This window comes from Pseudoalteromonas sp. K222D (assembly GCF_017653575.1).
GTDB classification, from domain to species: Bacteria; Pseudomonadota; Gammaproteobacteria; order Enterobacterales; family Alteromonadaceae; genus Pseudoalteromonas; species Pseudoalteromonas nigrifaciens.
In genome coordinates this window covers 20,513-36,348 of record NZ_JAGGDL010000035.1, presented here as the reverse complement: position 1 = coordinate 36,348, position 15,836 = coordinate 20,513, and the positions used below count along the sequence as shown (strand labels likewise).

9 protein-coding genes and 1 pseudogene are annotated in these 15,836 nt (G+C 40.6%); 9 read left to right on the top strand and 1 reads right to left on the bottom strand.

Translation table 11 applies throughout. The features are described 5' to 3' along the window. Positions 1-172: 172 nt before the first annotated feature. Positions 173-1,798: an alpha-glucosidase family protein gene (locus J5X91_RS14625; RefSeq protein ID WP_208835112.1), complete on the bottom strand. Its 1,626-nt coding sequence runs from the start codon at positions 1,796-1,798 to the stop codon at positions 173-175. Between the two features lie 662 nt (positions 1,799-2,460). Between J5X91_RS14625 and J5X91_RS14620 the strand changes: the two genes are divergently transcribed. The 9 genes and pseudogenes from J5X91_RS14620 (at position 2,461) to J5X91_RS14580 (ending at position 15,655) form a co-directional block, all read left to right on the top strand. Continuing rightward, a complete protein-coding gene (locus J5X91_RS14620) occupies positions 2,461-5,247 on the top strand; it encodes a TonB-dependent receptor (protein ID WP_041454687.1) in 2,787 nt (928 codons plus the stop codon). Between the two features lie 98 nt (positions 5,248-5,345). Beyond that, on the top strand, positions 5,346-6,842 hold the full coding sequence (locus J5X91_RS14615; protein WP_208835111.1) for a tryptophan halogenase family protein: 1,497 nt from the start codon (positions 5,346-5,348) through the stop codon (positions 6,840-6,842). Between the two features lie 78 nt (positions 6,843-6,920). Continuing rightward, positions 6,921-8,700 (top strand): annotated as a pseudogene (locus J5X91_RS14610) (glycoside hydrolase family 13 protein). 107 nt (positions 8,701-8,807) lie between these two features. Continuing rightward, on the top strand, positions 8,808-10,679 hold the full coding sequence (locus J5X91_RS14605) for an alpha-amylase family glycosyl hydrolase (protein ID WP_208835110.1): 1,872 nt from the start codon (positions 8,808-8,810) through the stop codon (positions 10,677-10,679). Beyond that, positions 10,669-12,162 carry an MFS transporter gene (locus J5X91_RS14600; protein WP_208835109.1) on the top strand — a complete coding sequence of 498 codons (1,494 nt, stop codon included), beginning with the start codon at positions 10,669-10,671 and terminating at the stop codon, positions 12,160-12,162. Before J5X91_RS14605 ends, J5X91_RS14600 begins: the two co-directional genes overlap by 11 nt. Before the next feature lie 171 nt (positions 12,163-12,333). Beyond that, positions 12,334-14,049: an alpha-amylase family glycosyl hydrolase gene (locus tag J5X91_RS14595; protein ID WP_208835108.1), complete on the top strand. Its 1,716-nt coding sequence runs from the start codon at positions 12,334-12,336 to the stop codon at positions 14,047-14,049. A 354-nt stretch (positions 14,050-14,403) separates the two neighbouring features. Then, positions 14,404-14,880 carry a hypothetical protein gene (locus J5X91_RS14590; protein WP_208835107.1) on the top strand — a complete coding sequence of 159 codons (477 nt, stop codon included), beginning with the start codon at positions 14,404-14,406 and terminating at the stop codon, positions 14,878-14,880. A 121-nt stretch (positions 14,881-15,001) separates the two neighbouring features. Further along, positions 15,002-15,223: a hypothetical protein gene (locus J5X91_RS14585; protein ID WP_089368207.1), complete on the top strand. Its 222-nt coding sequence runs from the start codon at positions 15,002-15,004 to the stop codon at positions 15,221-15,223. A 114-nt stretch (positions 15,224-15,337) separates the two neighbouring features. Beyond that, complete coding sequence (locus J5X91_RS14580) at positions 15,338-15,655, top strand: hypothetical protein (protein WP_011328041.1); 318 nt, start codon at positions 15,338-15,340, stop codon at positions 15,653-15,655. Positions 15,656-15,836: the final 181 nt, after the last annotated feature.

The window sequence follows — 15,836 nt, the reverse complement described above, 5'->3', positions numbered from 1 at the left end:
CTACTGGCTAGACAAAAACGTGTACAAATTGAACGATACCATTCAAGCCGATCACTCAATACCATTTTGACCGAAAAGTGATCGGCATCGATGGTATTGAGTGATCTTGATGGATGGTATTAGGTGATCGGCTTAGATAGTATTAGGTGATCGCGATGCATGAGAATATGCATTAGCTACATTGGGCGTAATAGCAGCTAAATCCATTCATTGTTAGCTGGTTATTACTCAAAGTAGCATTGTGATGCGAAAGCGTGTCATATGCTTTTGTTATAGCCACCGGCAAACTTAATGTTGCTTGTTGCGCACTTAAATTAAATACACACAGCATTTTTTCATTATTAAGTGTTCTATAAAATGCCAGAATGGGTTCAGCCGTTTGGATAAACTCAATATCGCCTGTAATCATCACCGCTTGCGTTTTACGCCAAGCCATAAATTCACGGTATGCGTTTAAAATAGAGTTTTTGTCGTCATTTTGCTCTGCTACCGATTGAGATTTGTGTGCTGTGTCTACAGGCAACCAAGGCTTATTTTCACTAAACCCAGCATAATCTACTTGCTCATTTTCCCAAGGCATTGGAGTTCTACAGCCATCACGGCCTTTAAAGTTAGGCCAAAATGTAATTCCGTAAGGGTCTTGTAAGTCTTCAAAGGCCACGTTTGCTTCGCCCAAACCTAGCTCTTCCCCTTGATACATACATACACTACCACGCAGTGAAGCGAGTAGGGCTGTAAGCATTTTACATTGGGCAGGGTTAATTTCGCCATTGTCGCTCCAACGGCTCGCAACACGTTCTACATCATGGTTACTAAACGCCCAGCAAGGCCAACCTTCAGTCATTTGCTGCTCAAGCGTTTGCACTGTTGTTCTAATGTATTCACTAGAGTAGTCATCAGTGAGTAATTCAAAGCTGTAGCCCATGTGTAGCTTATCGCCACCTTGGGTATACTGCGCCATGGTAGCGAGTGAATCTTCAGATGATATTTCACCCAATGAAACCGCACCTGGATACTTATTAAGTAAGGCACGAATATCTTGCATAAATTCGATGTTTTCTGGTTGGGTGTTGTTGTAATAGTGATACTGAAACGCGTACGGGTTATCTTCACTAAAACCGCGGCCTTGGCGCTTATCTTTTGGTTTTGCAGGATTGTCGCGTAATTGCGCATCGTGGTAGCAAAAGTTAATTGCATCGAGCCTAAAGCCATCTACACCTTTTTTCAGCCAAAACTCCACGTTATCAAGCACAGCTTGTCTAACATCTGGATTATGAAAGTTTAAATCGGGCTGCTCGGTTAAAAAGTTGTGTAAATAATACTGACCTCGGCGCGGCTCCCACTGCCATGCCGGGCCGCCAAAAATAGATAACCAATTATTAGGTGCTGTACCATCTTCTTTTGACTCAGCCCAAACATACCAATCAGACTTATCATTAGTGGTATTTTCGCGGCTATCTAAAAACCATTGGTGTTGATTAGAGGTATGGCTGAGTACTTGGTCAATAATAATTTTAATATCGCGGGCATGCGCTTGTTCAATTAGCGCATCAAAATCGTTTAAATCACCAAATATTGGGTCAATATCTCGGTAGTCGCTAATATCGTAACCAAAGTCTTTCATTGGCGATTTAAAAAAAGGTGAAATCCAAATAGCATCAACACCTAAGCTTTTAATATAATCGATGCGATTAATTATCCCCTTTAAGTCACCAATACCATCATTGTTGCTATCTTGAAAGCTACGCGGATAAACCTGATAAATTACCGCACCTTTGTACCACTGCTGTTGGGCCATGCTTTTCTCCGTCATTGCACACCGTATTTCGATTACGCTAAATATGGTTTGTTAACTCACCATATAATATTTCTAAAAAGCATACGTGAAGCCCGTGATTCTGTAAAAATACTGCATACGTATGCACTAAAATACACACTTTTTAAGTATTAAAAAAATCACTAAAAACCAATTAAATATTTTAAATTAGCGAGAAAACAACCTTACCAATTAAGGTTTTTAAATTAATTTATAGGTTCATTCTTATTTTAATCATTATTAACAATGGCTTGAGTTGATCGCCTCTATGCCTCATTGGTCTTACCAATTGTACACCCAACAATAAGCGTATACAGAGCAGGGATCAGGTTAAATATGGTTATTTTTATGCAGTTTACATTTAACAACTTGCGCCATTTATTGATAAATATAATTATTTAACTAAATTTATTAAGTAATTAATGCGAATTTATGAAAGTCTATTAAAAACAAGCGTTTGTGCTGTTGTGAGTGGCTTTTATGTTAATATATTGTCAATGTGCAAGTATTGAATACGTATGCATAAAGTTGTTAATAAAATGAAGAGAGCGTTAACATTAATCCTGACAACAAAATTAGCTCGCTTTGTTTGACTATCACTCAAACAAAGCGAGGATCACAATATGGGTAACGGGAATAACATCATGTCTATGTTCAAACCAAGTATATTAACGTTGGCATTAACAGCTGCAGGTTTATCAAGCTTTGCTACTGCTGCCGCGCAAGAAAATACAATAAAAAAAGAAGACGTTGAAATCATCGAAGTTAAAGGTTTTCGTGGCAGTTTAGTTGAGTCAATAAACACCAAACGTTTTTCTACACAGGTTGTAGAGTCAATTTCTGCTGAAGATATTGGTAAATTACCAGACTCATCTATTGCAGAATCTATTGCACGCTTACCGGGTTTAACCGCGCAGCGTCTTGATGGCCGAGCAAGTCGTGTAAGTGTGCGTGGCTTTAGCGAAAATGAAAGTGCCACTACCTTTAATGGTCGCGAGCAAGTTTCTATTGGTGACAACCGTGGTGTTGAATTTGACCTGTACCCATCAGAAATAATGAGCGGTGTAACCGTTTATAAAACGCCTAATGCAAGTCTTGATGCAGAAGGTATTGCTGGTGTAATCGACATGCAAACCGTTAAGCCTTTAAGTAAAGGTGAGCGTGTGATCATGTTTAATGGCCAATTAGAGCAAACAGGTTTTGATAAATTAAACCCTGATGGCAACGACAGTGGTTACCGCGGCACAATTTCGTACATTGACCAGTTTGCAGATGACACCATAGGTGTTGCGTTTGCTTATAATAAAATGAGTTCACCAAACCAAGAAAAACGATGGAACTCATGGGGCTACCCTGAATTTGAAGCAGCTGGCGAGCAATATTCTATATTAGGTGGTGCAAAACCTTATGTGCGCTCATCAACACTTGAACGTGATTCAGCAATGTTTGTACTTGAAGCCGCACCAACTGATCGTTTAAACATGACGTTTGATGCGCTTTATGTTGATTTTTCAGATGAGAAGATATTACGTGGTATAGAAGTACCTTTTGCATGGGGCCAAGGCACAATAGATGCTTCAAGCGCTGAAATAGATGAGTCGTCTGGTTTTATCACCAGTGCAGTTACACAAGGGCAACGAGTTGTCGTTCGTAACGATTATGAAGAACGTAATGCTGAGCTAACGCAATTTGGTTTTAACACTAAATACGATATTAATGATTCATGGTCGTTAGAGTTTGATGCCAGTGTATCTGAAGTAAAACGTCAAATTTGGAGTATCGAAAGTTACTCTGGTACAGGGCGTGGCGATGCAAACGGCGTGGCTGATAACATAGGTTATGCCTTTGATGGTGGCAATACTGGCGCGCAATTTAGTCATGAATTAGATTACAGTGATTATGATCTTATTCAATTAGGCGGCCCGTTATCTTGGGGAGCGAGTTCAGCCCTTAACGACAAATATGGTTTAACGGGCACTGCTTATGAAAACACAGCACAAGACGGCTTTATTAACGCCCCAGAAATTAACGATGAACTACAAACACTAAAGCTTGCTGCAAGCAAAGCACTCGAAAATGAGTATTTTAGTAAAGTAAGCTTTGGTGTTTCATATAGGGATCGCGAAAAAAGTAAGTTGTCTGAAGGGTATTACATGACCTTAAAAGACTTCTCGCTTGCCAATCCAGGTATGTTGGCTATTCCTGAGCAATACCGTGAAGGGTCTGCTAGCTTAGACTTTATTGGTATGGGTAACATGGTTGCCTACGATACAAACGGCTTAGTAAACGATGGCTACTACGACCTATTACAAGAAAGCCTTACAAACCAAAAGCACAAAACGCAATCTTGGACTGTTCAAGAAGAAGTAATTGCAGTATTTGCACAGCTAGATATTAACGCAGAAATTGGCTCAATTCCGGTAACGGGTAATATTGGTGCGCGTTATGTACAAACAGATCAATCATCACAAGGCTCTGCTGCTAATACAGTTAATGGCTTAGTGGTTGTAACGCCTACCGATGTTAGCCATGACTATAGCCACTTTTTACCAAGCATAAACTTATCGTTTGCAATTGATGAAGAGCAAACAATACGTTTTGGTGCAGCAAAAACAATTTCGCGCGCACGTCTTGATGAAATGAATGCATCAATAAATGCCACTTACAGCCAAACACAACCAGACGATAACGGTAATTTTTGGAGCATTTCGGGTGGTAATCCAAAGCTTGAGCCTAAAGAAGCAACAGGCTTTGACCTAAGCTACGAAAACTATTTTGATGCAGAAGGTTACTTTGCTGCAGCATTCTTCTACAAAGATATTACGCAATGGATTTTTGATGGTACCTATGATGTAGATATGACAGGTGTTGCAGACCCATCTACAGGTGAAATTCCAGCTACGTCTACCGGCACAGGCTCAGGTAAAGTAAATGGCGGTGAAGGCGACCTTTGGGGTTATGAGCTATCTTTATCATTACCATTTAGCGTATTTCATCCAAGCCTAGAAGGTTTTGGTTTAATTGCTAGCCATACAGGTGTAGAGCAAGACTTGAGTGATCAAAATGGTAACGAATATGAGTTACCAGGCTTATCAGACCAAATCGACAGCTTAACCTTTTATTATGAGCACAGCGGTTTTCAAGCACGTACCAGTATGCGCAAACGTAGTGACTTTAAAGGTGACGTATATGGTTTAGGCTTTGAAACCACTCAAGTTGATATCAAAGGCGAAACAATTTGGGATGCACAATTAGGTTATGACTTTAGCGAAGGCGGTTTTGATAGCTTAGCTGGCTTAAGTGTTACCTTCCAAGTGCAAAATATTACCGAAGAACCTTTTGTATCGCTGCAAGGCGATAACGACCTACAAATACGTGACTACCAAGATTATGGCCGTACATTTTTACTAGGCTTTAGTTATAAACTCTAGTTTTATTTAGCGTTGAAAAGCCCTTGTGATTTGCTTTACAAGGGCTTTTTTATATCACATTCAATACTGGTTTATTCAACAACCATGGTGAAAACTAAATGAATAATAAAATAACAAATGTGGTAATTGCCGGTGGGGGCACTGCAGGATGGATCACGGCAGCCTTATTAAATAAAGTATTGGGTAACGTGATCAACATCACCTTAGTTGAGTCTGATCAAATAGGGACTATTGGCGTAGGAGAGGCGAGTATTCCGCCAATTTCGCATTTAAATGGCGCGTTGGGCATAAATGAACATGAGTTTATTAATGCCACTCAAGCAACGATTAAATTAGGGATTGAGTTTGAAAACTGGCGCGAGCAAAATCATAAATATATGCATGCCTTTGGTAGCATAGGTAAAGATTTTCCATTTTGTGAGTTTCATCACTTTTGGCTAAAAGCAAAACAGCAAAACCACGCCCCCGACTTGTGGGATTTTTCTGTTAACTACCAAGCGGCAAAAGCAGGTAAATTCGCCCATTTACGTAATTTGCCTAATACCCAATTACCAGGGTTACATTATGCTTATCATTTTGACGCAACCTTATATGCCAAACTGTTAAAAAAACTTGCGCAGCAGCGCGGTGTTAAACGTGTAGAAGGTAAAATAAAAAGCGTGCAGCAGTGTCAGCAGTCAGGTGATATACAAGCATTAACACTTGAGAGTGGCTCAGTAATTAAGGGCGACTTATTTATTGACTGCACTGGGCTAAGTGCATTATTAATTGAAAAAACCTTAAATACAGGCTTTGAAGACTGGTCGCATTGGCTACCTTGCGATAGCGCAGTAGCAGTGCAAAGTGAATCAGCGAATGAGCCAGTACCTTATACTCGCTCTATTGCCCAAAATGCTGGTTGGCAATGGCAAATACCTTTACAGCACAGAGTTGGTAACGGCTTAGTGTTCTCGAGCCGCTATTTAACAGATGATGAAGCAAAGCAGCAATTACTCGCTAATTTGCCCGGCAAAGCAATAACAGAGCCGCGGGTGATCCGTTTTAAAACGGGGCGCCGGCGCTTACAATGGCATAAAAATGTAGTTGCTATTGGACTCTCAAGTGGGTTTTTAGAGCCATTAGAGTCAACCAGTATTCATTTAATTCAAACAGCGGCTATTCGATTAATTAAGTTGTTTCCGCATAATGGGATTAAACACTCGCAAGTAACTACATATAACCTGCAAAGTAAAACCGAAATAGAACGCATACGCGACTTTATAATTTTACATTATAAGCTTACCACCCGCACAGATAACGCATTTTGGCGTCAATGTCAGCAAATGAGTATTCCCGAAACGCTGCAACAAAAAATAACCTTGTTCAAGCAAACAGGCAAGCTCATTCGAGAAGACGACGAACTTTTTGCCGAGCCAGCGTGGCAGCAAGTAATGATAGGTCAGGGGCTTGAAGCAGATGATTATCACCCATTAGCCAACGCCCTAACTGATGAGCAGCTGCTCGCATTATTTACTGATTTAAAAGCTTTGATTAACCACACGGTTGAACAACTCCCTTCTCATAGTGAATTTTTATCTAGGATGAAAAATAATTAAATGAAAAAGCTAATTAAAGCACTGTTTGCTACAACATTGTTTACTGCAATACCATTTACTGTAATAAAGGCACAGGCCATGTCTGTATCGCCACAAAATTGGTGGGTTGGCATGCAAAATGAGGCATTGCAAGTTATGTTGCATGAGCCAAACATTGCTAAACAACAGTGGCAATTAATCCCCTACAATGGGGTTAAGTTAATCAGTATTAGCAAAACAGATAACCCTAATTATGCGTTTTTAAACCTAAAAATAACGCCGCAAGCAAAGCCTGGTGACTTAGTGTTTACCAGCCCAACGGGTGAGCGCTTTGAATACCCGTTACATACTCGCAGCAGCAACAGTGCCAAGCGTAAAGGCTTTAACAGCCAAGATACCCTTTATTTAATTAACCCAGACCGTTTTGTAAATGGCGATAGCAGTAACGACACCGCAGCAGGCATGTTAGAGGCCGCTGATCCAAAAAGTAAAGGCGGGCGCCACGGTGGCGACTTGCAAGGGGTGATCAATGCACTTCCATATTTAAATGATTTAGGGGTAACTCAATTGTGGTTAACCCCAGCGCTTGAAAACAATATGCCAAGCTACTCTTACCATGGTTATGCTATTACTGACTTTTATAATATAGATCCCCGTATGGGCAGTAATGAACTCTACCAAGAGCTGTCAAATAAAGCGCAGCAACAGGGGATTGGTTTAGTGATGGATTTTGTACTTAATCACTTTGGCTCTGAGCATGTGTGGATGAATGACAAGCCAACGTCTGATTGGATTAATTTTAATGGTGAGTTTGCCAATGGTAAACATGCCACTAGTCATGCAAGGCAAACCATTCAAGACCCTCACGCCAGCCAGTTCGATAAACGTCAATTTAGCGATGGCTGGTTTGTAGAAACCATGCCCGATTTAAACCAGCGTCAACCTTTGTTGGCAACCTACCTAATTCAAAACACCATTTGGTGGATTGAGTATGCAAATTTAAGCGGTATTCGAGTAGATACATATTCATACTCAGACAAAGCTTTTTTAGCCAATTGGACCAAAGCAATTATGAGCGAATACCCAGCGTTTAATATTGTTGGTGAAGAGTGGACTACCAATCCAGCAATTGCATCGTATTGGCAAGCGGGCAAAAATAACACCGACGGTTATACTTCAAGTTTACCCAGTGTGATGGACTTTTCGCTGCAAGAGGCGCTCATTCAAGCTTTAAACGAAGATGAAAGCTGGAACACAGGTTGGGTTAAAGTATACCAATCACTTGCCAATGATTTTTTATACCCTAATCCAAATAACCTTTTAGTATTTGCCGATAACCACGATATGAGCCGTGTTTATACTGAGCTAAAGCAAAATCTAAATAAAACCAAAATGGCGATGACCATGCTGCTTACCACCCGCGGTATTGCACAAATGTATTATGGCACCGAAGTATTACTCGATAACACAGGCAGTAATGACCACGGCGATATTCGTATTGATTTTCCGGGCGGCTTTGCAGGGCAAACAGTTAATGCCTTTACAGGTAAAGGGCTCACAAATGCACAGCGTGATATGCACCAAACCCTAGGTACGTTACTTAATTTTAGAAAGCAAAGCCCTGCATTAGGTTATGGCAAGCTAACGCATTTTAGTCCACAGCAAGGTATTTACAGTTATGCACGTATAGCCGATGAGCAAATAGTGTTGGTATTTTTGAATAAAAATAAGCAGGCTAAAAATTGGTCATTAGAGTATATGCAAGAGGTGCTTAAGCTGCATACAACAGCAACAAACTTGTTTACTAAGCAGCAAATTAATTTAACAGATGCAATAACATTAGCCACCCATGAGCGCCACAGTATTAGTGATAGAGTAAATTGCTTAACTGAATACGTATGCAGCGACTGTCAGTCAGTCGCGCTTCACACTAGTATTAAATTCATAACAAAAACGACAAAGTAGTAAAGTAGCACTATGACAATAATGAAGATAATTAAATATAGCCCTTTGCTTTTAGCCAGCAGCATTTACCTAACAGGCTGCTCAGATAGCGAAACACAAGCTAATCAGGTTAATGAGCAATTAACTAAATCTGCAGATGAGATCAGCAAACCAGTTGTATACCAAGTATTCACTCGTTTGTTTGGTAACACCCAAACGGTGAATGTACCTTGGGGCAATAAAGAGCAAAATGGGGTTGGCAAATTTGCCGACTTTAATGACGCCGCATTGCAAGGCATTAAAGATTTAGGCACCACCCATGTTTGGTATACCGGCGTGTTGCATCATGCGCTGGTGGGCGATTATAGCCAATACGGGATAAAACAAGACGACCCTGATGTAGTTAAAGGCCGTGCGGGTTCGCCTTATGCAATAAAAGATTACTACGATGTAAACCCAGATCTTGCAGTAAACCCAGAGCGTCGCTTAGTGGAGTTTTATGCACTTATTGAGCGCACTCATCAACATGGTATGAAAGTGGTTATTGATATTGTGCCAAACCATGTGGCGCGTAACTATCATTCAATTGCTAGGCCTGCTGGTGTAAAAGACTTTGGCGAGCAAGACGATACCAGCAAAGAATATGCGCGTGATAATAACTTTTATTATGTGCCAGGGCAGTCGTTTCAAGTACCTAGCTCTGAGCAATATCAAGTTTTAGGAGGAGATGCACACCCATTAGCCGATGGCTTGTTTAACGAAAGCCCTGCTAAATGGACAGGAAACGGCGCGCGTGCAGCCAAGCCCGATATAAACGACTGGTACGAAACTGTAAAAGTAAACTACGGGGTTAAACCCGATGGCAGTTATGACTTTCCAACCCTTCCTGCAAGCTTTGCAACTAAAGATGCCCGAGCGCACTATGAATTTTGGCAAGACAAAAACCTACCTAACAGCTGGTATAAATTTCGCGATATTGCACTGTTTTGGTTAGATAAAGGCGTAGATGGCTTTCGCTATGACATGGCCGAAATGGTGCCAGTTGAATTTTGGAGCTTTTTAAATTCGACAATCAAAATGCAAAACCCTAATGCCTTTTTACTTGCCGAAGTATATAACCCAAAAATGTACCGAGGTTATATTCATCAGGGCAAAATGGATTACTTATACGACAAGGTGGGTTTTTACGACACGCTAAAAGCTATTATGCAAAATAAGCAAGCTGCGAGCACTATTTTTGATGCACAACAGCAAGTTGCCGATATAGAACAGCACATGCTGCACTTTTTAGAAAACCACGACGAGCAACGTATTGCCAGCCCCGATTTTGCAGGTAACGCGCTATGGGGCAAACCAGCCATGGTGGTATCTACGTTAATTAGCCGCTCGCCTAGCTTGTTATATTTTGGCCAAGATGTAGGCGAAGATGGCTCTGAAAACGCCGGGTTTGGCACGCCAACCCGTACCAGTATTTTTGATTATATTGGCGTTCCTGCGCATCAGGCGTGGATGAATAACGGCCAGTTCGATGGTGCTAATTTAACACCTGAGCAAGCTAGCTTACAAAAATACTACAAAGCCATAATGGCGTTAAATAACTTACCTGCGGTAGTGGGCGGTGATATGCACGCTTTAAACGTACAGGGTAGCGACAGGGTTGTTGCGTTTTCACGTAGTTTAGGTCGCCAAGTTATTTTGGTACTAAGCAACTTTAGCGAGCAACAACAAACAATCACTATTAACTTAAATAGCCAAACAACTGCAAATATAGGCGCAAATTCAGCGTTACACGATTTACTCGAAACACATAGCGGTGTGTTAGTGAGCAATAACGATCAAGGTGCAAGTTTTACACTTACCCTTAATGCACTAAGTAGCGCGGTATTAACCAATAAGGTAAATAATGAACAATAATAATAGCAATAAACCTGACCTAAGCTTTTGGCAAATATGGAACATGTGTTTTGGTTTTTTAGGGATTCAATTTGGGTTTGCCCTGCAAAACGGTAACGTTAGTCGTATATTTCAAACGCTTGGTGCCGACATTGATGATATACCTATTTTATGGGTAGCCGCTCCGCTAACGGGGTTAATTGTACAGCCTATTATTGGTTACTGGAGTGATAAAACCTGGGGTAAGTTAGGTCGCCGCCGTCCGTTTTTTTTATATGGTGCAATTTTAACTACACTGTCGTTATTTATAATGCCTAACTCACCAACGCTGTGGGTTGCAGCCGGTATGTTGTGGATTATGGATGCGTCAATTAACGTTACTATGGAACCGTTTCGTGCTTTAGTTGGCGACAACCTACCTAAAAAACAGCGTGCAACAGGTTATGCCATGCAAAGCTTTTTTATCGGCATTGGCGCTGTAGTTGCATCAGCACTACCATGGATGATGGCTAACTGGTTTGGTATTGCCAATATTGCACCGGCTGGGCAAATTCCTGATTCAGTAAAATATTCGTTTTACTTTGGCGCGGTAATTTTACTGGTTGCTGTAGGTTGGACCATTCTAACCACCAAAGAATACTCGCCAGAGCAACTCGCTGCATTTAATCAACAAGAAAAGCCTGCTTCTCAAAGCCAACCAACAGCTAATATTAACTTTAGTAAAGGGGGCATAATATTTAGTGTTTTAGGCTTAGCCGTTTTAGCCTTGGTAAGCGCCTTAAATTTAGAAAAAGAACTGTATTTATTAGCTGGTGGTTTAGTGAGTTTTGGGGTTGTTCAGTTTATAGCGGCAGCCTTGCAAACTAAACAACTTACATCGGGCGGTTTTTATCAGGTATTAAACGACGTATTTACTATGCCCGAAGCCATGAAGCAGCTGGCGTGGGTGCAGTTTTTTAGCTGGTTTTCGTTATTTGCAATGTGGATTTATACCACCTCAGCGGTAACGGGGTTTCATTACGGCAGCAGCGATACTAGTTCCTCAGCTTATAACAACGGCGCTGACTGGGTAGGTATATTATTTGCCGCGTATAACGGCTTTGCAGCACTTGCTGCAATATGTATTCCGATAATAGTTAAGCGCGTTGGTTTAAAGCTCGCCCATTGTTTTAACCTAATTTTAGGCGCGCTGGGCTTAGCCAGCTTTATTGTTATTAAAGATCCCACCTTACTTATTTGGCCAATGATAGGTATTGGCTTTGCGTGGGCGTCTATTTTATCGCTGCCATACGCCATGTTAAGTACCTCAGTGCCAAGCAGTAAAATGGGTGTTTATATGGGCATATTTAACTTTTTTATTGTTATACCCCAGCTGTTAGCCGCCAGCATTTTAGGGCTTATATTACGCCACTTTTTTGAGAATCAACCAATATACGCTTTGTTAATAGGCGCGGTGTCGTTTTTACTGGCAGCCGTTGCCGTATTGCGCGTTAAACAATCTTAATTTTTATAAATAAAAGCAAATTACTGCCTCTACCATTGCATTTTTAAGGCAAGGATAGAGGCAGCATAATAATTAACCATTAGGCTAAAACCATTCGCAACATATTACAGTTGCACTTTAATTGAATGGGATACAGCAATTAGCATAAACAACAAAAACAAAGGGGATAAAATGAAAACCTTTACTTTGAGTGCATTAGCACTGGCACTAACATTAACCGGTTGTAAGCCAGCGCCATCAACAAATACTAACACTAATAACGCAGTAACTACTGCGCAAACTAAAGAAGTAGAACAGCCAGCAGATTGGTGGCAAAGTGCTATATTTTATCAAATTTGGCCGCGCAGCTTTTACGACAGCAATAACGATGGTCATGGCGACTTTAATGGCATGACCGCAAAACTCCCATACCTAGAAGAGTTAGGTGTAAATGCACTGTGGTTAACGCCTATTTTCGAAGCGCCTTCTTATCATGGCTATGACTTTACAGAGTTTTATAAAGTTGAAAGTGACTATGGCAGCATGGCTGAGTTTGAAGCGTTTATAAAAGCGGCTGATGACAAAGGTATGAAAGTTATACTAGATTTAGTGATCAATCATATATCTAGTCAGCATGACTGGTTTAAACAATCTGAAAAACAACAAGCGCCATTTAGCGACTATTTTGTATGGCGTGACGATATGCCTAAAGCGGGCAGTGGCTGGGGGCATGCTTGGAGCGATAACGACAAGCCAGAAGCCGTATGGCATTGGAGTGAAACGCGCAAGCAATATTATTATGGTGCATTTGGTGCAAGCCAACCCGATTTAAATTTACGCCACCCAGATGTGGCTAATGAAATGAAAAAAATGGCAAAGTTTTGGCTCGATAAAGGCGTAGCAGGTTTTAGGCTTGATGCAGTACGCTTTGCTATGGAAGGCGGTGCAAATGCACAAGCCGACACCCAAGAAACGATAGAATATTGGCAAGACTTTAATCAATATATAAAAAGTGTAAATCCACAAGCTTACCTAGTAGGCGAAGCATGGGCCGACCTTCCTATTGCCGCAAAGTACTATGGGGAAGGTAAGGGGCTAGATCAAGGCTTTGACTTTGAAGTAGGCTATAAAATTTTGAGCTTACTAAAAACCGATACCGACACAGATGTGCTCTTTGGTACTATGCCATCTAATGAGCAGCACAAAGCTAAAAATGCACTCATCCTTGATGAAAACCTACAACAACGTAAAGACTCACAAGCACCACTGCACTTTTTTACACCGTTTTTAACTAATCACGATCAAGAACGTGTTGCTTATCAACTTAAAGAGCACGATGGTAAAGCAAAACTAGCTGCGGCCATGTTATTTAGCTCGCCAGGTACGCCGTATATTTACTACGGTGAAGAAATAGGCTTAACGCAGCAGCGCATCGGTGACGATGTTTATAAACGTGCGCCTATGCAGTGGGACAATAGTCATCAAGCGGGCTTTACGCAAAGTAACAATAGTTGGGTTGAAGAAACGGCATTATTTGGTGATGATTTTGCAAACTGGTGGCCAGAGTTTCTTGCTAAGCAACTAGCAGCAGGCGATCGCAGCGTTGCAGCGCAGCAAGCACAACCAAATTCTGTTTGGCGTTTATATCAGCACTTAATCGCAATGAAAAAGCAGCGCCCAGAGTTTACTATTAACGGCAGTTACCAGCTAACGCAGCACGACAATGGCATAGTAGAAATAACGCGAGAGTTAAACGGCAGCAAAAGTGTTTTTGTACTTAACCTAACCGATAAAGCTCAAAGCATCAGCAGTATTACACGCGACGGTTTAACAGCCAGTTGGCAGCACGATCTCAATGGCGATCAACTTGCCGCTTACGGTTTATTGTTACTAAATAACACACTGTAAATAGCATACTTATTATAGGGGTTAACATGCGTTAGCCCCTATTTGTTACTACGCACAGCTCCCCCGTTCGCCCTTTGTTGTAATACACAATTTAAAAGGGAAGTTTCACAAAGTCACACATCAGATCACATTAAAGTAAAGCTGTGCATATAAGCACTTACTTGCATTTTGCCCTATAACATTATTAAAAGTCGTTTTGGGATATTTTAACAAAGATAATTTTATAACACACGTAATTACTTGTTTACATTGGAGTTGTTTGGTGCAACTATTTAGCTATGTAATATACGCCGTTTTGAGGTGTTATAAACCCCCATAGTGGTGTTCAATAAGCTGTTACAAGGCCAACGAGTCATGAGTTATATTCACGTAACGATTAAATCAAAAACTTCGGATAATTGGCTATGCATTTTCAAAGACTTGTCGGTGTCTGATCTTAAGAAAAAACTTATTAACCCGTATAAGCTTGGAAAATCTATTTATTATAATGGAAATATTTTATCACCTAGTGAAATAACACAGATTAAAATTTCTGAAACAGAAAGACCTCACAAAGATGAACTAAAAACAGTACAAGAAGACAGTTACAATGAAGTTCAAGAGTTTAATCGCAATAGTTCCAGTCTTACTTTTGTTAGTGCCGGTCATGGGTATAATGATTATGAAATAAATGAATGCGGTAAAGATGTAACCAATTCATTTATTTCAACCGGACCTGGTTTAGGCACTCCTTTTACAGCAACAACTGAGTTTATTAAGCATCCTTGGGTAGTACGTGTAATTGGTGGTTTGGTGTTTATTGCTGTGGCTACATATTTAGGGTTTAAATAACGGCCTTGTAACAAGTTGCTCAACAGGACAAAATACAGTTTGCTCGGCTCGTACCTCGCCAATTTTAGCAAACGGTATTTTGCCCATTAGCAAAGCGTTATAAACCACAAGGAGAGTTCATTTGAATATCAATGCTACTTTGTACGGCCAATTTGTAATCATTTTCGCGCTGATCATGGGCGCACTATGCTATTACGTAGCTCGTCGTAAAATGCAAAAGCCAGCGGCTGCGGGTTTACTCGGTGCTGTTTTGTCACTTATTCCAATCTTTAGCGTAATTTATCTATTCATACTGCTGTTTAAAAAAGATGTTGGTTCAGCATCGGCGGCAGTAAGTGAGTAAGGTGGTTTATAACAAGGCCAGTCACGGCGACGTCTTTTCCGCTGCGGCTTCGCCTTCACTACAAAGCCGCGCATGCTGGCGGCGTTAGGTATACAAGCAAACAAGGGTGCATAATTGAATTATTTAAATTGGTTACAAAAGGTATTTCCTAAACTGAAAGATACCCCAAATGAAATTATTATCTCATATGTTGATGAAGCGAAATCTGATACTGAACTTCTTAGAGAGTTTATTAAAGTCTTAGGAGGTTTGCTCTTTATTCTCCCGTTTAACCTATATCTTTATATCTCGGGTATTCAATCATTTACCAGTCCTTTATATTGGATGCTAGTTATTGTTTCTTTTGGTGTTGGCGGTTTTATTGGACTTTATTGTGAACAAAGATTGATTAAAAGGCGCCTTAAAAAAATAGTGCAGTTAAAGTATACCTAACAACACGCCCTGAGGTGGACGACTAGTAAAATTTAGCTATTAATTGCAAATTTTAAAAGTGGTGAGCCTCTGCGTTTTAATGCTGCTAAATACGTCGATTCATAGTAGGGTGTATTCGTTTTCCAACACCTAAATACAATCCTTATCCATTTAAATGACAGCGATTTAATAATGTTATTAC

Coding starts and splice junctions, on each gene's coding strand:
- J5X91_RS14625 (WP_208835112.1), bottom strand. CDS start 1,798: ATGGCCCAACAGCAGTGGTACAAAGGTGCGGTAATTTATCAGGTTTAT.
- J5X91_RS14620 (WP_041454687.1), top strand. CDS start 2,461: ATGTCTATGTTCAAACCAAGTATATTAACGTTGGCATTAACAGCTGCA.
- J5X91_RS14615 (WP_208835111.1), top strand. CDS start 5,346: ATGAATAATAAAATAACAAATGTGGTAATTGCCGGTGGGGGCACTGCA.
- J5X91_RS14605 (WP_208835110.1), top strand. CDS start 8,808: ATGAAGATAATTAAATATAGCCCTTTGCTTTTAGCCAGCAGCATTTAC.
- J5X91_RS14600 (WP_208835109.1), top strand. CDS start 10,669: ATGAACAATAATAATAGCAATAAACCTGACCTAAGCTTTTGGCAAATA.
- J5X91_RS14595 (WP_208835108.1), top strand. CDS start 12,334: ATGAAAACCTTTACTTTGAGTGCATTAGCACTGGCACTAACATTAACC.
- J5X91_RS14590 (WP_208835107.1), top strand. CDS start 14,404: ATGAGTTATATTCACGTAACGATTAAATCAAAAACTTCGGATAATTGG.